This window comes from Streptomyces sp. NPDC014734, from assembly GCF_043083325.1.
Lineage (GTDB): Bacteria > Actinomycetota > Actinomycetes > Streptomycetales > Streptomycetaceae > Streptomyces.
The window spans coordinates 566413-586541 of the sequence record NZ_JBIBYN010000002.1; the positions used below are offsets into that span (position 1 = coordinate 566413).

Sequence of the window (20129 nt, forward strand, 5' to 3'; positions counted from 1 at the left end):
TGAGCGGTCGCCGGACGGGCCCTGTCGCCCGGTCCCGGAGGCCGCCGGGGCCGGGCCGTCTGGCCCGTCGGGCCGTGTCCGGCACGTCCCGCCGTTCCTCCGTGGGCACGGGGCGGGCCGGGCCGGACGCGGCCTACGCGACCGGCGACCCGTTCTGTGCGGCGGGCACCTCCGGGGCACCCGCCCCGGGCACGACGGCCCCGGGCAGTGTGCCGCTCGGCGCGGTCCCGCCGGCCGTCCCCGCCGTTCCGGTCAGCCCGGACACCGGCATGTCCGCCAGGCCCAGCTTCTGCGCGGCGGCCAGCAACTGCTGCACCTGCCCGGGAGCGACCCCGGCACCGGGCTCGCGCATCATCCGCATCAGCAGCGCCGACACCGTCAGGTTCCGCACGTCCCCGGTCGACACCGAGCCCAGCACCTTCGTCAGGTCGTCGGTGAACGACGAGGTGCCGTTCAGCCACGGTCCGGCCAGCGCCTTCGCGGTGTCCGAGTTCTCGACGAAGCCGTCAAGGCTCTTGCCCATCGAGATGGACGAGACCAGCCGGTCGAAGAAGACCGACTCCCCGCCGACGATGTCGATGTCGGCGTTCTCCAGACCGGTGGCCAGCACCGTGGCCTGTGCCTCGGCGACCTGCCGCTGCACGTCGAGCCCGGCCAGCCGGATCTCCTTCTCCGCGGCGAGCCGCAGCCGGTACTCCTCGTGCCCGCGCGAGGCGTCGTCCAGCGCCGCCATCGCCGCGGCCTTCTCGGTGAGTCCTTCCGCCTCGGCCTTCAGCTTCTCGCCGATCATCGCCGCGTCGGCCGTCGCCTGGGCCTGGGTGCCCTCGGCCTCGGCGAGGGCCTTGAGCCTGGCCCCCTCCGCCTCGGCCTTCAGCTTCTCGCCGATCATCGCCGCGTCGGCCGTTGCCCGGGCCTGGGTGCCCTCGGCCTCGGCGAGGGCCTTGAGCCTGGCCCCCTCCGCCTCGGCCCGGAGCCGGGCGGACGTGGCCTCGGCCTCGGCCAGACCGGTCTTCTCGATGACCTCGGCCGCTGCCTCCTGGACCTCGACCTCGGCGAGGCCGGGCGCCGCGGACTCGGCCCGCATGCCCTCGGCAAGCCGCAGCTTCGCCTGGGCGTCCAGGTCCGCGGTCTTCAGCCGGGCCTCGGCGAGCGTCAGCTGCTCGGCGGCCAGGTGGGCTGCCGCCGCCTCCGCGGCCTCGGCGGCCTTGATGTCCTTGACCAGCTTCTCCTGGGCCTCGGCCTCGGCGGCGATGATGACCGACCTGCGGGTGCGCTCGGACTCCTCGACGGCCCGCAGGGTCTTGATGGACTCCTCCTGCTCGGCGACCGTGCGGTCCACCGCGATCCGCTCCCGGATCACGTCGGCGACCTCGCGGCGCTCGGCCTCGACCTCCTTCGTCGCGGCGATCCGGTCGAGCTCGGTCTGCCGCTCGCGCCCGATGACCTCGATCAGCCGGTCCTTCTCGATGCGCTCGTTCTCCACGGCGATGACCCGCTCGCGGTTCTTCTGCGCGACGGCGATCTCCCGGGCCTGGTTCTCGCGCTGGATGCCGAGCTGCTCCTCGGTGCGGATGAACGCGGCCTGGGCGCCGAGCCGTTCCTCCTCCTGCACCTTGGCGGTCACCGCCTCCTCACGGGCCCGCAGCGTGTCGACCTCGCGGCGCTGCTTGATCTCCGCCTCGGCCTGACGGCGCTCCAGCTCCAGGATGGTCTCCCGGGCGTCGACGTTCTGCCGGGTGATCTCCTTCTCCTCGGTGCGCTGGTACTCGTTGGTGCGCACGTGCTCGATCGCCGTCAGCTCGGTGATCTTGCGGATGCCCTGCGCGTCGAGGATGTTGGCGCCGTTGAGCTGCGCCATCGGCGTCTGCTCCAGGAAGTCGATCGCCGCGTCGTCGAGGTGGTAGCCGTTCAGGTCGGTACCGATGACCCGGATGATCCGGTCCCGGAACTCCTCGCGCTTGGTGTACAGGTCGACGAAGTCCAACTGCTTGCCGACGGTCTTGAGCGCCTCGGCGAACTTCGCGCCGAAGAACTCCTGGAGCGCGGCCTCGTCGCTGGCCCGCCCGGTGCCGATCGACTGGGCGACCTTGATGACGTCCTCGACGGTCTTGTTGACCCGGACGAAGAACGTGATGTGGATGTCGGCGCGGATGTTGTCCTGGCAGATCAGGCCCTCGCGACCGGTGCGGCGGATCTCGATGGTCTTCACCGAGATGTCCATGCTCTCGGCCTTGTGCAGCACCGGCAGGACGACCGCCCCGGTGAAGGTGACATCGACCTTCTTGGTCTTGGAGATGATCAGCGCCTTGCCCTGCTCCACCTTGCGGAAGAGCCGCGTGATGACGAGGAGCAGGGCGACGGCGACGAGCAGGACGACGGCGACGAGTACGCCGAAGCCCAGAGTGATGGCATCCATGGCAGTCCTTGACGGCTGGTGCGGAAGGTGGAGATGAGGTGGGTGGGCGCCCGGGCGGGCGCGACTTCACCGCTCGGGTCGCGGTACGGCCGGGGCCCGGGGCGACGGACGCGCGGTTCGGCTCCTGCCGGACGCGTGGGCCGGGTCGGGTCGCGGTCCGGTCGGCGAGCGGTGCCCGGCGCGGCTGCGAGGTGTGGGGCGCGGTGACCGGTCAGCCGGAACGATGAGGGGCGCGACGCGCACCGGGCCGGGCGGCCGTGCGCGGGCCCGTGCGTGGCTCCGGCGGTCCGGGATCCAGCGCCTTGTCGTACGGCGAGACCCAGAAGAACTCGCCTTCGTCGTCGTACGCGTACAACAGCCCCGCGCTGCCCGAGGTGAGCGACGCCTCGTCCGGCGGGCGCAACAGCCTGACCTGGACGATCGCGGTGGAACCGTCGTCCGCCATGACCTCGGCCTGCCCGAAGTCGGAACTCACGGAACCGGTGCGGATCGTGCAGACCCGGCCGAGGAAGTCCTGTCGTGACGGAGGAGGCACCTCCGGGAGCCGTCGACGCAGCAGGCGCACCAGCGCCCGTGTGACGGTCCAGCCGATCAGCAGCGCCCCGGCGAGCACGGCGCAGGCGAGCACCGCGCGGACGGTGCCGGTGGCGTCGCTGCGGTGCAGCAGGACGGTGCCGGTGAGGCTGGTGAACCAGCCGACGACGACCACCGAGGACACCGAGACGGTGACAGGTACTCCGCCGATCCCGGCCAGTCCGGTGTCGAGATCCGTGTCGAACGAGTGGTGGTCGGCCGCGCCGGCCAGTACGAGGAGCCAGAAGAAGACGACCACGGCCAGTGCCGCGCCGAACAGTACGGCCGGAAAGGCGGTCGCCGCGCTCAGGAACTCCTGCATTGGTCCACCCCCTGTCTGTTGCGGCGGGGGCCCGGTGACGGCGCGGTGGCGGTTTCCGGGCGGCCCCGGCGCCGCGGCCCGCTCGGAGCGTGCCGCGACAGCCGGTTTCCTTCCCCGTGATCCCCCGTGATCCCCCGTGGACCCCGTGTTTTCCCGTGTTCCCCCGTGGTGCTGAACCGATCGTGCCATTCGGGGCGTGCGCATCGCACTGCCGGGATCCGGCAAACTTCATACGTCCTCGATGCCGGGCTCCGGCAGCGCCCCGCGGATGCCGTGCGGGCGCCGGACGGATACCGGAACCGTGTCAAGACGTGAGGAGTGCGCATGGCCGCACCGGAGATTCCCGACGAGTACCTGGGTGACTATGCCCGCATTCTGTCCGAAGTCGCCGTCACCGGGCGCCGATTGACCCGGGATGAGCTGGAGGCCCGTCGGCTGGTGGGCAGACAGGCCGCCGAGGAGGGCTTCCAGATACGCGCCCTGGTCGGCCTCCACCTCGCGGCCACCCGCACCCACTGGCCGTGCGGCCCGTCGGCCGACGCCGCCACGACCGACTCCGTGCTGGCCGCGGTCGAGCAGGCCGTCGACGCCTTCGCCGACGGATTCGAGCGGGCCCAGCGGCTCACCGTGCGCCGGGAGGAGGCCGCCCGGCGGGAGTTCATCGACGATCTGCTGTACGGACGCAGCGACCTGGGCCGGCTCGCCGCGCGGGCCACTCGCTTCGGGCTGCGGCTCTCGCGCGCCCACGCCGTCGCGGTGGCCACCGGTCCGGACGCGTACACGGAGACCGATTCCGTGCCGCGCACGGTCGAGGCGGCGATGCTCGCACGGTTCAGCGGCCGGAAGATCCTCATCACGACGAAGGACGGACGGCTGGTCTGTATCGCGCCGGGCACCCAGCCCGACGTGCTGCGGTACTTCGCCAAGCAGTCGCACGCGGCGACGGACGGCGGCCGGGCCGCGGTGGGACGCCCGCATCCGGGCCCCGGGGGCGTGGTCCATTCCTACGAGGAGGCGCTCGACGCACTCGATCTCGCGGAGCGGATGAATCTGGACGATCCGGTGCTGTACGCGTCCGATCTGCTGGTCTACCCGGTGCTGACCCGGGACCGGCAGGCCATGGCGGATCTGGTGCGCAGTCAGCTCGGCCCGCTGAAGCGGGCGCGCGGCGGGGCGGAGCCGCTGCTCAACACGCTCATCACGTACTTCGACGCGGGTTGTGTGGCCGCCGAGACGGCCCGTCGGCTGTCGCTGAGCGTGCGGGCGCTCACCTACCGGCTGGAACGGATTCACCAGTTGACCGGTGCCGATCCGTCCGACCCGATGCACCGCTACACGCTCCAGACGGCGGCCATCGGCGCCCGGTTGCTGGACTGGCCCGCCAAGGAACTGTGACCGGGAGCCGCGCGGCGCGACGGCCCGGAGGAGAGGTGGCCGGGGAAGCGGCGGCCGGGAAGGCGGCGGCCGGGAAGGCGTCCGGGCAACGGGCGCGGACGAACGGCGGGAAGCACTCGGACACGGGGCCCGGCCTGGGCCCGGCCCGGGCACGGCCCGGGCACGGCCCGGGAGTGGCCCGGGAGTGGCCGGGGGCGTGCGTCGGGGGAAGGCGCACGTCCCCGGCCCGCCGGATGCCGACCGGTGGTCAGCCGGTCCGCGGGTGTTCCGGCGGTATGGGGGCGGACCGGGCGACCGGTCCGCGGGCGGGAGACCCGGGACTACAGGTCGAACTCGTGCGGCGGCAGGTCGAGCGCGAAGCACGCCTCCCGCACGACGGCCCGTTCCGAGGCGTCGAAGTCGCCGTCGGCGCCGCCGATGACGATGCCGATCTGGATGACGGCACGCGCCTCGGCCGGCTTCTTCTTCGCCTTGCCGATCTCCTGGAGGATGGAGACCTTGCCGAAGTCGAAGTCGGCGGTGAGCTTGTTCACGTAGTCGTTGAAGCGACGCTGGAGGTCGTCCGCCGGGAAGTTCTGCAGGACGTTGTTGGAGGCGATCAGCGCGGCGACGCGCTGGCGCTCGGACGGGTCGACGGAACCGTCGGCGGCTGCGACAAGGGCGCACATGGCCATGCTCGCGTCACGGAACGCCCCGCTCTTCAGGTCGTTCTTCTTCGCTTCCAGCTGCGACTGCATCGACGAAGCGGATTCCTTGATCCGATCCCACAGTGCCATGTCGTCTCCATACGTTGCGTTGCGTTGTGTTGCCGGAACCAACTGAACTCTACAGGCGTGTAGAAGTTGGCGGGGGGTGTTCCCGGAGTGTTCCCCGTGTTCCGTGAACAGCACTGGGTACAACGAGCAGGCCGCCGGGGAAGTGCCCCGACGGCCAGTGACCTCTCCGGCCCGCGTCTCTCAGACTTCGTACCGGCCGTGCTCCAGGAAGTAACGCATCTCCTCCGGCGTGCCGTTGAGTGCCTTCTCGGCCGCCGCCCGGAGGGCCTTGTCGGCCTTCTCGTCGATGACGATCAGAAAGATGGCGTAGCGGTCGTCCTCGGCCCGGGCGAGGCGGTAGCCGGTTTCGAGGAAGGCGCGGAGGTGTTCGGGGGCTTCGGGGCTGTTGTCGTTGAGGACTTTGTTGATTTCCCGGATGACGGCTTTGTCGGTCTTGTTGTCGGTGCCGGCGAGGAGGGTGAGGATGGCGACGCGGTCGTCCTCGGTCTGGGCGACGCGGTAGCCGGTCCTGAGGAAGGCGCGCATGTCCTCCACGGTGCCGTTGAGGGCCCTGTTCGCGTCCCGGGCGACTCCCCTGCCGCTCTCCGGCTTCGCCATGATGCGAAGGATCGCCAGGCGGAGTTCCTCCTCGGACATCTCGTCCACCGGCGTGGTGGGCTCGTCCGTCGCCGGTGCCGCCGTGACGGCGGAGGCCGCGGACGCGGCGGTGGCCGGCGGGGCGGCGACCGCCGGGGCGGCCAGGAGCAGCGCCGGAGCCAGCGCGGTGGTCGCGAGAACGAGGGCCGGGCGGGTCAGTTTCATGCGTGGGCCTGCCTTGTGAGCGCGGTGGATTCAGGAATCCGGTAGCCGTGTGACACCTACCGGTACCGAGATGATGCTTCTCGTGGTCATTACAAGTCACTGCTGTGTCCCGGCAGTTGTGACTGACCCGTGGTTGCCGTGTGCACACTGTGCCGTTCGTTGCCGCCGTGTTCGCGGGTGGTGCGCGCCGCCCGCGAGCCGTCCGGTGCCGGTGCCGGTGCCGACGTGATGCTGACACCGAACTGAAACCGAAACCGAAACCGACGCCGACGCCGACGCCGACGCCGATGCGCGCGAGGGCGGTGCGACGCCCTCGCGCCGTACCGCCCTCGTCGTGCCGGGTGCTTCCCGGCCGGTCCTTCCGGCCGCGCCGTCTACTCGGCGGAGGCCGTGACCCCCTCCGGCGTGGCGGGCGCGGTGGTGGGGGTCGTTGGGGTGGTGGAGCCCTTGCCCGCGGGGGCCGCGGCGGCCGGGGTGCCGGTACCGTCGCGTCGGCTGAGGATCTTGGTGGCGATCGGCTGGGTCCAGCGCGCGGTGAGCGGCCCGGCGATCACGAGGATGAGAACGTACGCGGTGGCGATGGGCCCGATCCGGGGCTCGGTCGCCACGGCCAGACCGGCGATGACGATGGAGAACTCACCGCGGGCCACCAGTGTTCCACCGGCTCGCCAGCGTCCGTTCGATCCGATTCCGGCCCGGCGGGCCGCGTACCAGCCCGTGCCGATCTTGGTGAAGATGGTGACGACGGCGAGGATCGCGGCCGGGAGCAGCACCGGCGGGATCGCGGCCGGGTCGGTGGAGAGCCCGAAGAACACGAAGAAGACGGCGGCGAACAGATCGCGCAGCGGCGTCAGCAGCTTGCGGGCGCCCTCGGCGACCTCGCCGGAGAGCGCGATTCCGACCAGGAACGCGCCGACGGCCGCGGACACCTGCAACTCCTGCGCCACGCCGGCCACCAGAACGGTGAGACCGAGCACGACCAGCAGCAGCATCTCGGGGTTGTCGGAGGACACGGCCCGGCTGATCAGCCGTCCGTGCCGCAGGGCCAGATAGAGCACGAAGCCGACGGTGCCGAGCGCGATGAGCAGAGCGATGCTGCCCCCGGCGAGGCCGACTCCGGCGAGCATCGCGGTCAGCAGCGGCAGGTATACGGCCATCGACAGGTCCTCGATGACCAGCACACCGAGGATGACGGGCGTTTCACGGTTGCCCAGCCGGCCGAGGTCGGTGAGCACCTTGGCGATCACGCCGGACGAAGATATCCAGGTGACTCCGGCGAGCGCGACGGCGCCCACCGGGCCCCAGCCGAGCAGCAGCGCGGCCACCGCTCCTGGGGTGGCGTTGAGGACGAAGTCCACGGCGCCCGAGGGGTATTGTGTCTTGAGGCTGGTCACCAGCTCCGAAGCGCTGTATTCCAGGCCGAGCAGGAGCAGCAGCAGAATGACGCCGATCTCGGCGCCGACGGCGGTGAACTCCTCACTCGCGCCGAGGGGCAGCAGCCCGCCTTGTCCGAAGGCGAGCCCTGCCAGCAGATACAGGGGGATCGGTGAGAGACCCACTCTCCCTGCGAACCGCCCGATGATTCCCAGCCCCAGAATGACGGAGCCGAGCTCCACCAGCAATGCGGTCGTGTCGTGCACTGTCAGCCCTCCGCAATGATTTCGGAGAGCGCGTCGACGCCCTCCCTTGTTCCGACGACGACGAGCGTGTCCCCGATGCCCAGCCGGAAGTCCGGCCCGGGCGACGGATGCGCACTGTGCGTGCGCAGCACCGCGACGATCGAGGCCCCCGTACGGGTACGCGCCCGGGTGTCCCCGAGCAGTCGTCCGGCGTACGGGGAGCGCTTCCCGAGCGGGATGTGCTCGGTGACCAGGTCGATGCCCTCGGTGCGTACCGCGTCGATGGGTGCCGCGTCGATGAGGTGCGCGAGGCCGGTGGCCTCCTGCGGTGTCAGCGGTACCGAGAGGCGGCATGAATCAGGGTCGTCCTGGTCATAGAAGCCGATGAACCGACGCCCGTCGTGATGGACGACGACGGAGATGTGCTGACCCGACTCCGTGGTGTAGTCGTACTGCACGCCGACTCCGGGCAGAGTGGTGCGGTGGGTTCCCATGGCTTCCTCCCGAGGTGCGCGACGGCGGAACGCGTCGCACTTGGTGATCTTTTTATTCGCGCATTACTTTATCCGGAGGGTTTCGCCGCCCCCGGGGCGTGGGACTGCCGAGCGCGGAGGACGCGGGATTTTCCGGCTCGACCCGGACCACGGCTTCCTTCCCCCGAACCGGTCGTGTCCATGCCGCCACGCAGCGCCTCGCAGCAGGCGGCCCCGCAGCCCCCTGAACGCACACACCCCGCCGCCCTTCTCGGGCGGCGGGGTGTTTCGTCGTGCCGGATCAGGTGGAAGTGATGAAAAATGCTGTGCTGGCCGCGTAAAGTCCCAGGTCAGTCAGCCTGCTCCCCGCGTACGCGGGGATGGTCCGTTGTGCGCTACTGGAACACTCGCGCGGCTCTACTGCTCCCCGCGTACGCGGGGATGGTCCCCGGGTGTGGCAGGAGCCGTCGCTGCTGCCGTCGCTGCTCCCCGCGCATGCGGGGATGGCCCCTCGGTGTACGCCTGGACACGGTCCAGGTTCTGCTGCTCCCCGCGCACGCGGGGCTTCGCCCTTGGAATCCGCCGGCGCGGGGAGGGGCGGTCTCGTGCGTCCGGTGTCAGTCGAGTGGCGTGGACTGGTGCGCTGCCGCAATGGCATCGATCCGAGCCGCAAGGTCGAAGTCCGCCTCGGTCAGCTTGTAGTCGGCGTCGTGCGTCGTGACGGCGATGTGCAGGTGGTCGATCCGCAGGTCGATGTCTGCGTGGTGACCGATGCGTCGTTCCCGGTCGGCGATGTGCACGATCACCGCCACCCCTGCGTGATACCGGATGTCCACCCGTCGCGTGATTTCGTCGCCGTCCCGCGTCCACTCCGGAAGCCCGGCCAGCCGCGCCTCGATCTCCTCGTCCGTCAGCGGCTTCGGTACGCCTGCCACGTCATCCCCTTTCGGTCACGAGATCCAGGATCTCCGTAAGATCCCGGTCGGCCGGGGCACCCTGCCACGGCCGCACCGCTCGTTCCAGGGTGACCAACTCCCCCGCATCCCGGGCCGAGCGGGCCTTCACGGCCAGCCGGTTCCCCTGCTGCTCCACTCAGACCGCGCGCTCCAGCTCGATCCCGCCGCTTGGCCGGAGCCTCGTAGGCTCATCCGGGTGAAGACGAAGACGATCGTTTTCGACATCGGTGAAACCCTCGTGCGAGACGACCTCTACTGGGCGTCCTGGGCCGACTGGCTGCGTGTCCCGAGACATACCCTGTCCGCGCTCGTCGGCTCCGTCACCGCCCAGGGCCTCGACAACGCTGAAGCGCTCCGTCTCCTGCGCCCCGATATCGACATCGCGGCCGAGTACGCCGCGCGCGAGGCTGCTGGTCGCGGTGAACACCTCGACGAATCCGACCTGTACGACGACGTACGCCCCACGCTCGGCGCGCTGCGGGACCTCGGCATGCGGGTCGTCATCGCAGGCAATCAGACCGTGAAGGCAGGAAGTCTGCTTCGAGACTTGGACCTGCCAGCCGACTTCATTGCCACCTCCGGAGAATGGGGCTGTGCCAAGCCGGCCCCCGAGTTCTTCGCTCGTGTCCTCGGAGCCTCCCAGGCCCGGGCAAGGGACACCATCTACGTCGGCGACCATCCGATGAATGACACCTTCTCCGCCCACGCTGCCGGACTTCGCACGGCACATCTGCGCCGAGGGCCGTGGGGGCATCTGTGGGCAGACGATCTCCAGGTACGGAAGACTGCGGACTGGGTGGTCGATTCGCTCACGGACCTGATCACCGTCGTCAACGAGCAGTCGACCCCTTAACCGCACAGTGACAGAACGGATACGTTCGGGTCGTGACCGTCGACTCTCCGCGCGAGGTCGGTGAGCGGATCGCCGCGCGCCGCGTGGCACCTCTGCCAACGGCTGCTTGCCGAACTCGCTGCGGACGAAGACGGGTTCTTCGCACAGATCAAGGAGTGCACGACCCGCATCCGCGCGCACGAACGCGCCTGGTGCCGACACCTGCGGGCGGTTTCGTGCGTCCGGGGGCGGTCATTGTTTTCGGGATCGGCTGATGCCTCACTCGAAAAGGGCCCTGCCCCATACTCTGGCAGTGACGAGCTGTCCAGAGAAGGGGCAAGGCCATGCCAGACGATGCTACCCCGGACCCGTACACCGACCCGCTGGCTTTCGGGCAACGCATGCAGATTCTCCGTACGCGCCGCGGAATCTCTCGCCCGGTGGTAGCTGGTCTGCTGGGAATGTCCCCCTCATGGGTGAAGCAAGTCGAGGCGGGACAGATCGGAATGCCGAAGCTTCCTGTAATCCTGCGGATCGCCGAGTTGCTGCGGGTCCGTGACCTCTCCGACCTGACAGGCGATCAGAGTGCCCCGATCGAATTGTTCGTCGGGCCCGGGCACACACGCCTGCCAGCTGTCAGGGACGCAGTCAACGCCCTGACTCTCAGCGGAGATCGGGAGGCCCCGTCGACCGAGCACTTGGCGGCCCGGCTCGCGAAGGCATGGGCGGCCCGGCACCAGGCGGCAAACCACCGCGACGTCATCGGTGCGCTGCTCCCCGGCCTGATCCGTGACGCGCAACTCGCCGTACGGCAGTCGGAATCGGCATCATCCCGACGCGGGGCACAGGCCGCTCTCTCCGAGGTCTACAGCCTCAGTCAGTTCTTCATCGCGTACCAGCCGGACCCCGCCCTGTTGTGGCGGGTGGCCGAGCGCGGCATGGTAGCGGCACAGGAGTCCGAAGACCCGCACGCGATCGGCGTAGCCGCGTGGCTGGCCGCCCAGGCCCATCGCGACGCCGGCCCGGACCACTTCGACGCGGCCGACAGCATGGCTCTGGAAGCCCTGGCGTACATGGAACGGTTCCTGCCCGGTGCCGACGATCGCGTGCGTGCGATCGCCGGGGCGCTTCAGTTCGAAGCCGCATACACCGCGGCCCGGCGCGGCGAGACCGGGGCGGCGTGGGGATGGTGGGACAAGGCGAACGCGACCGCGCGGCGCCTGCCCGTCGGCTACTACCACCCCGTCACCAGCTTCTCCCAGGCCATCATGGGCGCGCATGCCGTCACCGTGGCGGTGGAGCTGCGAGCGGGTGGGGAGTCTGTGCGGCAGGCCATGGGGGCGGACGCAACGGCGATTCCGTCGCGGCCTCGGCTGGCCCGGCACCGGATCGAGGAGGCCCGGGCGTACCACCTGGACGGGCAGCCCGAGACCGCGCTCGCCACGCTGGAGAAGGCGCACAAAGCCGCACCTGAAACGATCCGGTACAACGGGTACGCGCGGCGCATCGTGCTGGAGGAGACAGAGTCGAAGGCCCCGGCCCGACGGCAGCGGGCCGCAGCCCTGGCGGACCAACTCGACCTTCTCGCCGCGTAGTACATGGTCGAACCCATGAGCGAGGGGCAGGATTCCTGCCTCTCGCTTTGTTTGTGCGCTCCTACCGTGCTGTGCACCAGCCACAAGGAGCCGAGCATGGCGATGACAATCAGGGTGTACGAGGTCGACCGGTTCGGTCGGACGCGTGTGGTGCGTCCGACGGCCGAGGTTGTTCCGCTCAGGCATCCGCCGATGACGGCCGATTATCCGGCCTGTGGGTGCGATCGGTGCGGTGGTCGCCGCCCGGCCGGGCAGGGGGCGTTGGTGGGTGCGCCGCGATGACGACCTGGCAAGAGCCGGTGATCGAACTGCCTCACTACAGCCTTCCCGAGGCTCCCGGCCCGGTCGGTGGCTGTGACGTCTGTGCCGCCCTGGCCGATCAGCGGGCGGCGGCGCAGCGGGTGGGCGACCTGTCGAGGGTGGTGGACTGCAATGTGGAGATGCGCAGGCACCCGCATCCGGGCCGACGGGGGCGGCGATGATGTACGACAAGCTGACGGCCGCCGCGCGCGGCGCCGTGGACGATGCACCGATCCGGCCCGCGAACCAACCTGCGAACCAATCCCCGAACCAATCCCCGAACCGGTCTCCGCTTGTTCCGGTTCCGGAGTTCATGGGACTGCCGAGCGCGGAGAACGCGGGATTTTCCGGCTCGACCCGAACCACGGCTTCCTTCCCCCCGCACTGGTCGTGTCCATGCCGCCACGCAGCGCCTCGCAGCAGGCGGCCCCGCAGCCCCGCTGAACGCACACACCCCGCCGCCCTTCTCGGGCGGCGGGGTGTTTCGTCGTGCCGGATCAGGCGGAAGTGATGAAAAATGCTGCGCTGGCCGCGTAAAGTCCCAGGTCAGTCAGCCTGCTTCCCGCGTATGCGGGGATGGTCCGACGATCGCCTCGCTACTCGCGTTCGTGATCGCCTGCTCCCCGCGTACGCGGGGATGCTCCGGGATCCGTGATCACGCGGCAGACGGAAGGCACCTGCTTCCCGCGTATGCGGGAGGGGGCGGGTTCGTGCGTCCGAGATCAGACTCTGCGGCGGGCACGTACAGCGTCGGTGTACAGCTCGCGCGTCAGGTCCTCATCGGCGATGCCGAGTTCGGCGAGCACCTCACGGACATCGGCGAGTGCGGCCCGCACGTGGTCGGCGTCGACGAAAGTCTCAACCTCCAGGAACGTCCCGTCGACCTCGGGTACGCGCACGAGAGTGGCAAGCATCTCGCGGCCCCGGGCCCTGAATACGTAGTTCCTGCAATGCTTCTCGAACGCGATTACCGGCACGTACCCGAGACCGCGCACAATGGCATGCGCCGCCTCGGCGTCTTGCACGCGGGTCTCGTGCTCAGGCTTAGAACCGGATGCCTCGTCCACCTTGGCACCCTTGTACGTCAGTACCGTACGGGTCTCCTCCGGGCCGTACACCGTTCGGATACGCAGCTCAGCGTCCCGGGCATCGAGCGCGCCGTCACGCGCGTCGTAATAGGTGTCCTGGTATACCTCGGGCACACCGGCCGCGCGCTCGTCGAGACGGCGCAGAAGATCCTCTGGCGCGTGCACACGGGCCTTGAGCTCAGCTTCGATCACGTTCATCTCCGTTCCCCACGGTGCACTCCGCGCCGTCGAGGAGCGCATCGAACATCCTTCGGAACCCTCTGAACAACGGGCCCTGTGGGGTCTCCATCAGCTTGTACATGGCCGACTCGTGCCCCTCCCAACCGCGGTCGAAGGTGCCGACGAACATAGTGCTGCCCGCACGGACGATTCGCCAGGTCGGCAGTTGGCCGTACCGGTAGACGTGGAGGTCGCCCGGGATTTCCCTCAGCCGTGCTTCGGCAAGGTGAATGCCGCCGGCCAAGGACTCAGCCGACTCTCCGATCTCGGCGGCGCGCCGGGCCAGAGATGGTGAACTGGGGTCCAGGAGAAGGATCCGCACCCGTAGTCCCCGGCCGCCCTGGTCGCGTGGCAAGCAGACGCCTCGCAGCACCGAGTCGTTCAGGCCGATCAGGCCGAGGCCACGTACGGCCAGGACGTCAAGCTCGGCAGCGGCTGCTGCGGTCTGACGGATCTCATCGCGCGCGGCAGCCTGAGATGCGTAGACCCGGACGATCTCGGGGAACGCGGCAAGATCGAACGCTGAACCGCCCACGCCTTTCTCACGGCCGGCCGCGAGCCCGAGAAGATGTCGGGCGTCGTCTGGCAGGTTGAGGCCGTCTGCGATCCGCTCGTACACGTCGAGACGACTGATTTCTCGACGGCCGTTGATGATCTCGTTGACCCTGCCCTGGGTAAGGTCGACAACGGCTGCGATCCGGGCCTGGCTCGCGCCACCGTATTGCTGGACATACCGGAACACGGCGCCTATGTCTCGTGCCCGCAGAGCCTGCCGGACTTCAGCGCGTTCCCACGCCCACGCGGGTAACTCGATCGATGCGACGCCCATAACACCCCCTCGTTCACGGTGAGATGGCAAGTCATCTCACCGTGAGATTACCTCTCGGGTATCGCTTGCGTACGCACTGTCATTAGAGCCTGAACGGCATGTCGATGACGCTCAAGGTGTACGAGGTCGATCAGCACGGCCGGACGCGGGTCGTCCGGCAGACGACCACGGTTGTACCACTCAGGCACCCGCCGATGACGGATGGCTTCCCGGCCTGTGAGTGCGTTCGGTGCGGTGGCCGCCGTCCGGCCGGGCACTTGCCGTTGGTGGGTGCGTCCCGGTGAGGCGGTCCCCCCGGCGACCGGGGCCCGACCTTTCCGCCATCTTCCCCAACGCCCCCGCTCCGGTTGTCGGTTGTGACGTCTGTGCCGCCCTGGCCGATCAGCGGGCGGTGGCGCAGCGGGTGGGCGATCTGTCGAGGGTGGTGGACTGCAATGTGGAGATGCGCAGGCACCCGCATCCGGGCCGACGGGGGCGGCGATGATGTACGACGAGCTGATGGCCGCCGCGCGCGGCGCCGTGGACGATGCCGTCGCGGCCGTGGTTGCCGAGGTGGCCACGGCACGGTCCCCGTACGGGCGTGGTCGGTACGAGGAGATGGCAGCCGAGCCCACCGAGTTACGTGTCAGTCGGTTGTGTGCCGTGGCCGTACGTACCTGCGTTGTCGAGGCGCATCAGGGCTGTTGCCTGCCCGGCTGCGAATGCCCGTGCCACTGACCCGACCGTGTGCTGTCCCCGATGCCGGAGCCCGCTGTCCGCGACGCAGCCCGCTGGCACGTACGGCTGCGCGGTGTGCCGGTACGAGATCACCGCCGAGGCATGGCACCTGCACCAACGGCTGCTCGCCGAACTCGCCGCTGATGAGGGCGCGTTCTTCGCACGGATCGAGGACCGCGCGACCCGCATCCGCGCGCACGAACCCGCCTGGCGCTGACCTCCACCACTTTCACGAAGGAGAGACGCGTGAGCGAGCAAGGGGAAGGTCGGCGAGACCAGATCCCCGAACCCGCCCCCGAACTCCGGCCCGTGCGCGTGGTTTCCGCCGCGCACAGGCCGGTTCACACCACCGTTATCAGTTGGTCCTGCCGCATTGCGGGACCAATTCGACACAGGAGGAATGCCACAGGAGGAATGCCACATGAGCGCTGCTATTACTGCTCTCGCGGATCCGCGGGAGGCTTTTCCGCTCGCGGCCGGGGTGTCGCGTGCCATGCGCGGCAGTGAGTCGCCGAGTGGGGCGGCGATCCGGCCGTGGGTTCTGCGGTTCGCCCGGGTTCCGGATGCGACGCGGGCCGTTGTGAGGCCGGTGGCCGTGTATGACAACGAGTCGCAGATGTCCGTCGGTCTTTACGGGGGGCCACTTCCGTTCATGCAGACCCAGACGCCCACTGTTCCCGACGGGAGCACGAGCAATCCGCCGCGGCTGGACGAAGGCCCGAAGGACTGATGCCGTCATGTCCACCGTTCTTGTGATCGCGGCGCGCGACGACTGGCCGACCGACCGGGTCGTCGAGGCGCTCGCGGACGGTGGGGCGGAGGTGTTCCGTATGGACACCGCGGAGTTTCCGCAGGAACTCACCCTGGCCGGGCGTATCGACGCCCGGCGGGGGTGGGCCGGCGGGCTCACCCCCGCTCATCGTGCCGTCGATCTCGCCGACGTGTCCGCCGTCTACTAGAGATCTGAGTCGCGCGTCCCAGGACGCGACTCTCATGATGTGGGCCCAGGACTGTATGCGCCGCGGACGCGGACGGGTTCTTCGCCCGGCTGCGGGCGTCGGGGTGACGCATCCGGCGAACCCATGGATCGTGAACCGGTGCCGCGCCCAGGAGTTCAGCGGTCCCAGCGGGTTTCGACCGTGCCTCGGGGATCAGGACCGTGACCGCATGTCCGCAGGTCAGGAAGTGCTTTTCCGGGGCGGCGGGGGACCGGGCCGGGGATTTCCGGTTGTGGCACAGGGGGTTGATCCCATGCGGTACCGTGATCGCGTCATCACACTCCGTGCGCTCCGGTGCATGGGGCGGCCCCCGGGGGTGTTAGCAGCACCGCACCGAGGGCCTTCACCACAAGTGGAAGCAGAGGTCCACCGGGATGCTTTGGCATGCTATCGCGCCCTCTCGGCGCTACACGAAGGCTTCGCACGATGTCGTGCGGCATCCGCGTCTGAGCAGTGACGCGAAGATCCTGCTCCTGTACGTGCAGGGGCTCCCCGAAGGCCAGGCCGACATGGCACTCAGCGAGCACGCGAAGAAGCTCGGGATCACCGGCAGGGGTTACCAGAAGGCCAAAAAATCGCTGATCACGAACGGCTTCGTGCATGAGTGGAAGCGGCAGGGGAAGCGCGGGTTCTGGGTGACCGACCAGCTCTTCGCCAATGTCCCCCTCACGGACGGCGAAGCCAGGGTGGTCCGGGAATCACGGGTGGGCGCCGACGCCGACCGTCCGGGTGCGCAGGTTCCGGCGGTCGGTCGGCCGGAGGCTCGGTCGGTCGGTGGCTGTGAACCGGTAGATGAAGAACGTGGGGAGAACTACTCCCACCCACCCTCCAAAGAGCCCCGAGAGCCCCGAGAGCCTGAAGGTGTCGGAGCGGCCGGAGGTGTCGGAGCGGCCGGAGGTGTCGGAGCGGCCGAAGTCTCCGAGGGGGAGAGGGTGTTGCTCTCGCTGCGGCATGTGAATCCGCAGCTTCACCTCGGGGTCCGTGAGGCGCGTGGCCTTGCCGAGATCGCCGGCGAATGGATCCGGCGTGGTGTGAGTGCCACGGATCTGCGGCGGACGTTGACCGGTGCGCTGCCCAAGGAGGGCGTACGTTCCGCCGTCGGGTTCCTGCGCCATCGGCTCGTCCAGAAGCTTCCGGAAGTGCCCGTGGCCGCCTCGGCCTCAACCGTCGCGCCCCCGCCCGTAAGGGAGTTCGTCGTCTGCGCGGGGGAGGGCGGGGATCACGTGTTCCGTCCCGTCGGGGACGAGGTCCTGTGCGGGCCGTGTGTTCGCGAGGCGAACCGGGCCCACGGGGCCGCCCGGCGGGCCGAGAGGCGGAACGAACCCGGTCCGCTGCCCTGGCGCGAGCGGATCGCGGCGGTCATCGAGAGCGAGCGGAGGCCGGAGCGGAGGCCGGAAGAAGGGCCGTCCGGGGTTCTCGCCGCCACGCGTACTTCCGGAAGCCTCCGGGACGCGGGGGCCAGGCCGTAAGCTCACGGTCACCGGCGGAAGGAGCGCGCGATGGCGGGCTTTCGGGACCTGAGGTTCAGGGCGGTCACTTCGCTTCAGCGGCATGTCGTCAACCCGCTCGCCAGACGGTCGAGGTCGCAGATCCTGCTGGAGACCACCGGCCGTACGTCCGGGCTGCGGCGCAGCACCCCCGTCGGCGGCCGACGCATCGGGCGGGAGTTCTGGCTGGTCTCGGAGTTCGGCGAGAGGTCCCAGTACATCCGTAACATCCGGGCCGACCCACGGGTCCGGGTCCGCATCGCGGGACGCTGGTACGACGGGGTGGCACATCCGCTGCCCCAGGACGATGCGCGCGCCCGGCTCAGGACCCTGCCGCGTTACAACAGCGCCGTCGTGCGGGCGGTGGGCGCGGACCTGCTGACCGTGCGGGTGGATCTCGCGGACTGAGTCCGGACGTGGGTGTGCCCGTGCATGGGCGTGCCCGTACATGGGTGAGCCCGTACATGGGGGTGCCGGGTCAACGACTCGGTGTGTGGGGAATGTTCCAGCTGGAGATGTCCGCAAGGAACTCCTGGTAGGAGCGATTTGTACCGCTGGGCTTCGCGAGCAGGCCCTGCTTCAATGCTGCGGATACGATCTCGGGCCCATCGCTCTCCCTGAAGCGCGGACTGGTGAGAATGCCTTCAAGGTCTTCTTTCGGAGTCTGCCGACGCCCGCTGTCCTTGCCCTGCCATGCCGCTGGGATCTTCCACGCGGGACGGTGGAGCGTGAACGCCCCCGGAAAGAGGAGCAGCCATGCTTCGGACTCCGCGGCGGCAAGCGCGTAGACGGAGGAGGCGGCGCCGGCTGCTTTGGCCAGCGCGGCCGACACGGCTTTCCGCGCGGAGTCGTAGGCAGGTCCGGGGCAGGTGTCCATGTCTTCGTGGACGGCGATTCCCACGAACTCGCCGGCCTTCAATCGGGCCTTGCCGCGCGCCTTGTTCACCAGGATGCCCGCCGCCGTTGTCAGTTCAGCACCGGATTTCTTCCGCAGTCGCACCGGATCGGTGATCTCGGTGAGAGCGACGGATTCCGCGAGGCCGGGGTGAGCGGCCTTGATGAACGTGGCCAGCATGCGACGGTCATTCGCGCTTTCGCCCGCGAGCACGACCACACCCCGCTTCGAAGGCTTGGGTATCCGCCTGCGGCTCACAGCTCGTCCTCTGTCAGGTCGCCACCCAGCACACCGGAGAACCACAGTTCACCGAGAGGCTGATCGCCTGTCTCCGCGACGATCGCCTCGATTTCCTCCGTCGTCAGGGCGGGAATGATGGATGCGCCGCCTTCGTCACGGTCGCACACGATGAACTCGTGGGGTTCCAATCGGTCGACGAGCGCGGGCGAGTGGGTCGCCACGATGAACTGCGTTCGCGTCGATGCTTCCCTCATCCGCTCCACAATGAGCTCAAGAGCCTGAGGGTGCAGACCGTGGTCGATCTCCTCGACACATGTCAGGGCCGGAGGCTGGGGATCGTAGAGCATGGCCAGCAGGCCCAGAAGGCGCACCGTTCCGAACGAGGCGTCGGAGAGCGGAGTGGTCCGACGCAGGCCGCGTTCGTGAAGTACCACCGCAAGCCGATCCGCGTAGCCACCCACCTGCTCGAATTCGATGGCATCCAACTGCGGGAGGATACGGCGGGCATCACGTGTCAGATCGTCCCAGCGCGCCTCGTCCGAGCTGAGTTGGATCAGGAACGCCGCCAGGTTCTCCGCATGGGACGCCAAGCGGCCGGCCCTGATCGAGTGAGCGCGTGTCGGCTGTCGAGCGGCGGCGACATCCACATCGAAAACTCTGAAGGACGACAAGCGTTCTGCGACTCTCGTCACCTCCTCGCCGCCGTCCGAACGCGCCAGCCGGGGCAAGGTGGACAGACCGCTGCTCAATCGCTGGATGCCGAAACTGCCTCCGTCGGACTCGCGACCGGCCCTCTTGTCCACGACACGGGCTTCGTCCCCGGAGATGGTGATGCGACGGCCCCGTCCCTGTGTCCGCTTGAACTGGAAGCTCTCCTGGCGTGACAAGGTGTAGGAGCCGCGACTACCAGGCGTGGAGCGCCTGCGAATGGTCAGCGAGTATTCATCCGGAGCCTTGGTGCTCGCGTGTGTCGTCCAGTCCGCCTTGAGACGGACCACCATGGACGTCGGCGGTTTGTCTCCGCCCCAGAATGCCACCTCGTCGAATCCACCGCGCTCGTCGAGCGCGGGCTGGAGATCGGTCCGGATGATCGCGGCGAGGAAGTCGAACACTTTGAGCACGTTTGACTTGCCCACTCCGTTGGGCCCCACCAGGACGGTGAGCGGTCCGAGCGGGATAGTCACGTCGCGAAGGCTACGGAAGTTCTCGACGTGTAGTTCCAGAAGGCGGCCGGGCATGGAGTGAACCTATCGGGTAGCAGATCGCCGGGTGACGCGAACGTCCTGAGCGAGGTTTCGCAATGCCGGCCCGGCGGGAGTGGCGCACTGTGTCGTTCGGCGGGCAACAGGGGCGAGCGGCTTTCCTTCGCGACTGTTTTCACACGCGGTCTCCGCAGCGAATGACGGCAGTGGCCGAGCCTTCGGGCGTCGGCCTTGCAGTGCAGCGTAGGCCGGGCGACTGACACCGCTGCCTTCTCCGCGCGGCCATGGGGACCGGGAGGGCTCTCGCCACGACGGCACTGTCGTCGTGGCGGAGGGCGCGCAGCCGCTGACGGCGCGGGGCGGCCTCGGAGACCGGGACCGGGACCGGGACCGGGA

21 protein-coding genes are annotated in these 20129 nt (G+C 69.2%); 9 read left to right on the top strand and 12 right to left on the bottom strand.

Features of this window, described 5'->3' with window-relative positions:
- Window positions 1–133 precede the first annotated feature (133 nt).
- Window positions 134–2416, bottom strand: a complete 2283-nt coding sequence (locus tag ACF1CT_RS06405) for a flotillin family protein (RefSeq protein WP_391782598.1) — start codon at window positions 2414–2416, stop codon at window positions 134–136.
- Between the two features lie 211 nt (window positions 2417–2627).
- Complete coding sequence (locus tag ACF1CT_RS06410; protein WP_391782599.1) at window positions 2628–3311, bottom strand: hypothetical protein; 684 nt, start codon at window positions 3309–3311, stop codon at window positions 2628–2630.
- A gap of 324 nt (window positions 3312–3635) precedes the next feature.
- Between ACF1CT_RS06410 and ACF1CT_RS06415 the strand changes: the two genes are divergently transcribed.
- Window positions 3636–4706, top strand: coding sequence for a PucR family transcriptional regulator (locus tag ACF1CT_RS06415; protein ID WP_391782600.1), 1071 nt, complete (start codon window positions 3636–3638; stop codon window positions 4704–4706).
- A 320-nt stretch (window positions 4707–5026) separates the two neighbouring features.
- On the opposite strand, the gene ACF1CT_RS06420 is transcribed toward ACF1CT_RS06415, so the two are convergent.
- From ACF1CT_RS06420 to ACF1CT_RS06440, 5 genes are all read right to left on the bottom strand, one after another.
- A complete protein-coding gene (locus ACF1CT_RS06420) occupies window positions 5027–5482 on the bottom strand; it encodes a tellurite resistance TerB family protein (protein ID WP_391782601.1) in 456 nt (151 codons plus the stop codon).
- Between the two features lie 180 nt (window positions 5483–5662).
- Window positions 5663–6283, bottom strand: coding sequence for an ALF repeat-containing protein (locus ACF1CT_RS06425; protein WP_391782602.1), 621 nt, complete (start codon window positions 6281–6283; stop codon window positions 5663–5665).
- A gap of 374 nt (window positions 6284–6657) precedes the next feature.
- On the bottom strand, window positions 6658–7923 hold the full coding sequence (locus ACF1CT_RS06430) for a cation:proton antiporter (protein WP_391782603.1): 1266 nt from the start codon (window positions 7921–7923) through the stop codon (window positions 6658–6660).
- 2 nt (window positions 7924–7925) lie between these two features.
- Window positions 7926–8396, bottom strand: a complete 471-nt coding sequence (locus tag ACF1CT_RS06435; protein ID WP_391782604.1) for a cation:proton antiporter regulatory subunit — start codon at window positions 8394–8396, stop codon at window positions 7926–7928.
- A 596-nt stretch (window positions 8397–8992) separates the two neighbouring features.
- Window positions 8993–9310, bottom strand: coding sequence for a 4a-hydroxytetrahydrobiopterin dehydratase (locus ACF1CT_RS06440; protein ID WP_391782605.1), 318 nt, complete (start codon window positions 9308–9310; stop codon window positions 8993–8995).
- A 217-nt stretch (window positions 9311–9527) separates the two neighbouring features.
- Between ACF1CT_RS06440 and ACF1CT_RS06445 the strand changes: the two genes are divergently transcribed.
- From ACF1CT_RS06445 to ACF1CT_RS06455, 3 genes are all read left to right on the top strand, one after another.
- Window positions 9528–10184: an HAD family hydrolase gene (locus tag ACF1CT_RS06445; RefSeq protein WP_391782606.1), complete on the top strand. Its 657-nt coding sequence runs from the start codon at window positions 9528–9530 to the stop codon at window positions 10182–10184.
- A gap of 323 nt (window positions 10185–10507) precedes the next feature.
- Window positions 10508–11758 carry a helix-turn-helix domain-containing protein gene (locus tag ACF1CT_RS06450; RefSeq protein WP_391782607.1) on the top strand — a complete coding sequence of 417 codons (1251 nt, stop codon included), beginning with the start codon at window positions 10508–10510 and terminating at the stop codon, window positions 11756–11758.
- A 278-nt stretch (window positions 11759–12036) separates the two neighbouring features.
- Entirely contained in the window at window positions 12037–12240 is a 204-nt protein-coding gene (locus ACF1CT_RS06455) for a hypothetical protein (protein ID WP_391782608.1), read from the top strand.
- Between the two features lie 540 nt (window positions 12241–12780).
- On the opposite strand, the gene cyaB is transcribed toward ACF1CT_RS06455, so the two are convergent.
- The gene (cyaB, locus tag ACF1CT_RS06460; RefSeq protein WP_391782609.1) at window positions 12781–13338 is read right to left on the bottom strand and encodes a class IV adenylate cyclase; all 558 of its coding nucleotides are present in this window, start codon (window positions 13336–13338) and stop codon (window positions 12781–12783) included.
- Window positions 13325–14194, bottom strand: coding sequence for a helix-turn-helix domain-containing protein (locus ACF1CT_RS06465; RefSeq protein WP_391782610.1), 870 nt, complete (start codon window positions 14192–14194; stop codon window positions 13325–13327). Before ACF1CT_RS06465 ends, cyaB begins: the two co-directional genes overlap by 14 nt.
- Window positions 14195–14674: 480 nt before the next feature.
- On the opposite strand from ACF1CT_RS06465, the gene ACF1CT_RS06470 reads away from it, so the two are divergent.
- The 4 genes from ACF1CT_RS06470 (at window position 14675) to ACF1CT_RS06485 (ending at window position 15870) form a co-directional block, all read left to right on the top strand.
- Window positions 14675–14911, top strand: a complete 237-nt coding sequence (locus ACF1CT_RS06470; protein ID WP_391782611.1) for a hypothetical protein — start codon at window positions 14675–14677, stop codon at window positions 14909–14911.
- A 73-nt stretch (window positions 14912–14984) separates the two neighbouring features.
- Window positions 14985–15128: a hypothetical protein gene (locus ACF1CT_RS06475; RefSeq protein WP_391782612.1), complete on the top strand. Its 144-nt coding sequence runs from the start codon at window positions 14985–14987 to the stop codon at window positions 15126–15128.
- A 276-nt stretch (window positions 15129–15404) separates the two neighbouring features.
- The gene (gene tgmA / locus ACF1CT_RS06480) at window positions 15405–15641 is read left to right on the top strand and encodes a putative ATP-grasp-modified RiPP (protein ID WP_391782649.1); all 237 of its coding nucleotides are present in this window, start codon (window positions 15405–15407) and stop codon (window positions 15639–15641) included.
- A 7-nt stretch (window positions 15642–15648) separates the two neighbouring features.
- Entirely contained in the window at window positions 15649–15870 is a 222-nt protein-coding gene (locus ACF1CT_RS06485) for an MvdC/MvdD family ATP grasp protein (protein WP_391782613.1), read from the top strand.
- Between the two features lie 737 nt (window positions 15871–16607).
- On the opposite strand, the gene ACF1CT_RS06490 is transcribed toward ACF1CT_RS06485, so the two are convergent.
- On the bottom strand, window positions 16608–17024 hold the full coding sequence (locus tag ACF1CT_RS06490; protein ID WP_391782614.1) for a hypothetical protein: 417 nt from the start codon (window positions 17022–17024) through the stop codon (window positions 16608–16610).
- A gap of 384 nt (window positions 17025–17408) precedes the next feature.
- On the opposite strand from ACF1CT_RS06490, the gene ACF1CT_RS06495 reads away from it, so the two are divergent.
- Window positions 17409–17804, top strand: a complete 396-nt coding sequence (locus ACF1CT_RS06495; protein WP_391782615.1) for a nitroreductase/quinone reductase family protein — start codon at window positions 17409–17411, stop codon at window positions 17802–17804.
- A gap of 70 nt (window positions 17805–17874) precedes the next feature.
- Here the strand turns inward: ACF1CT_RS06495 and ACF1CT_RS06500 are convergent, their stop codons facing one another.
- A complete protein-coding gene (locus ACF1CT_RS06500) occupies window positions 17875–18471 on the bottom strand; it encodes a hypothetical protein (RefSeq protein ID WP_391782616.1) in 597 nt (198 codons plus the stop codon).
- Window positions 18472–18545: 74 nt separating this feature from the next.
- On the bottom strand, window positions 18546–19769 hold the full coding sequence (locus ACF1CT_RS06505; RefSeq protein WP_391782617.1) for an AAA family ATPase: 1224 nt from the start codon (window positions 19767–19769) through the stop codon (window positions 18546–18548).
- Window positions 19770–20129: the final 360 nt, after the last annotated feature.

What these genes read in the sequence shown, in the direction of transcription:
- ACF1CT_RS06405 (WP_391782598.1), bottom strand. Translation starts at nt 2,416, where the DNA reads ATGGATGCCATCACTCTGGGCTTCGGCGTACTCGTCGCCGTCGTCCTG.
- ACF1CT_RS06410 (WP_391782599.1), bottom strand. Translation starts at nt 3,311, where the DNA reads ATGCAGGAGTTCCTGAGCGCGGCGACCGCCTTTCCGGCCGTACTGTTC.
- ACF1CT_RS06415 (WP_391782600.1), top strand. Translation starts at nt 3,636, where the DNA reads ATGGCCGCACCGGAGATTCCCGACGAGTACCTGGGTGACTATGCCCGC.
- ACF1CT_RS06420 (WP_391782601.1), bottom strand. Translation starts at nt 5,482, where the DNA reads ATGGCACTGTGGGATCGGATCAAGGAATCCGCTTCGTCGATGCAGTCG.
- ACF1CT_RS06425 (WP_391782602.1), bottom strand. Translation starts at nt 6,283, where the DNA reads ATGAAACTGACCCGCCCGGCCCTCGTTCTCGCGACCACCGCGCTGGCT.
- ACF1CT_RS06435 (WP_391782604.1), bottom strand. Translation starts at nt 8,396, where the DNA reads ATGGGAACCCACCGCACCACTCTGCCCGGAGTCGGCGTGCAGTACGAC.
- ACF1CT_RS06450 (WP_391782607.1), top strand. Translation starts at nt 10,508, where the DNA reads ATGCCAGACGATGCTACCCCGGACCCGTACACCGACCCGCTGGCTTTC.
- ACF1CT_RS06455 (WP_391782608.1), top strand. Translation starts at nt 12,037, where the DNA reads ATGACGACCTGGCAAGAGCCGGTGATCGAACTGCCTCACTACAGCCTT.
- ACF1CT_RS06465 (WP_391782610.1), bottom strand. Translation starts at nt 14,194, where the DNA reads ATGGGCGTCGCATCGATCGAGTTACCCGCGTGGGCGTGGGAACGCGCT.
- ACF1CT_RS06470 (WP_391782611.1), top strand. Translation starts at nt 14,675, where the DNA reads ATGATGTACGACGAGCTGATGGCCGCCGCGCGCGGCGCCGTGGACGAT.
- tgmA (WP_391782649.1), top strand. Translation starts at nt 15,405, where the DNA reads ATGCGCGGCAGTGAGTCGCCGAGTGGGGCGGCGATCCGGCCGTGGGTT.
- ACF1CT_RS06485 (WP_391782613.1), top strand. Translation starts at nt 15,649, where the DNA reads ATGTCCACCGTTCTTGTGATCGCGGCGCGCGACGACTGGCCGACCGAC.
- ACF1CT_RS06490 (WP_391782614.1), bottom strand. Translation starts at nt 17,024, where the DNA reads ATGGCGCAGGAACCCGACGGCGGAACGTACGCCCTCCTTGGGCAGCGC.
- ACF1CT_RS06495 (WP_391782615.1), top strand. Translation starts at nt 17,409, where the DNA reads ATGGCGGGCTTTCGGGACCTGAGGTTCAGGGCGGTCACTTCGCTTCAG.
- ACF1CT_RS06500 (WP_391782616.1), bottom strand. Translation starts at nt 18,471, where the DNA reads ATGCTGGCCACGTTCATCAAGGCCGCTCACCCCGGCCTCGCGGAATCC.
- ACF1CT_RS06505 (WP_391782617.1), bottom strand. Translation starts at nt 19,769, where the DNA reads ATGCCCGGCCGCCTTCTGGAACTACACGTCGAGAACTTCCGTAGCCTT.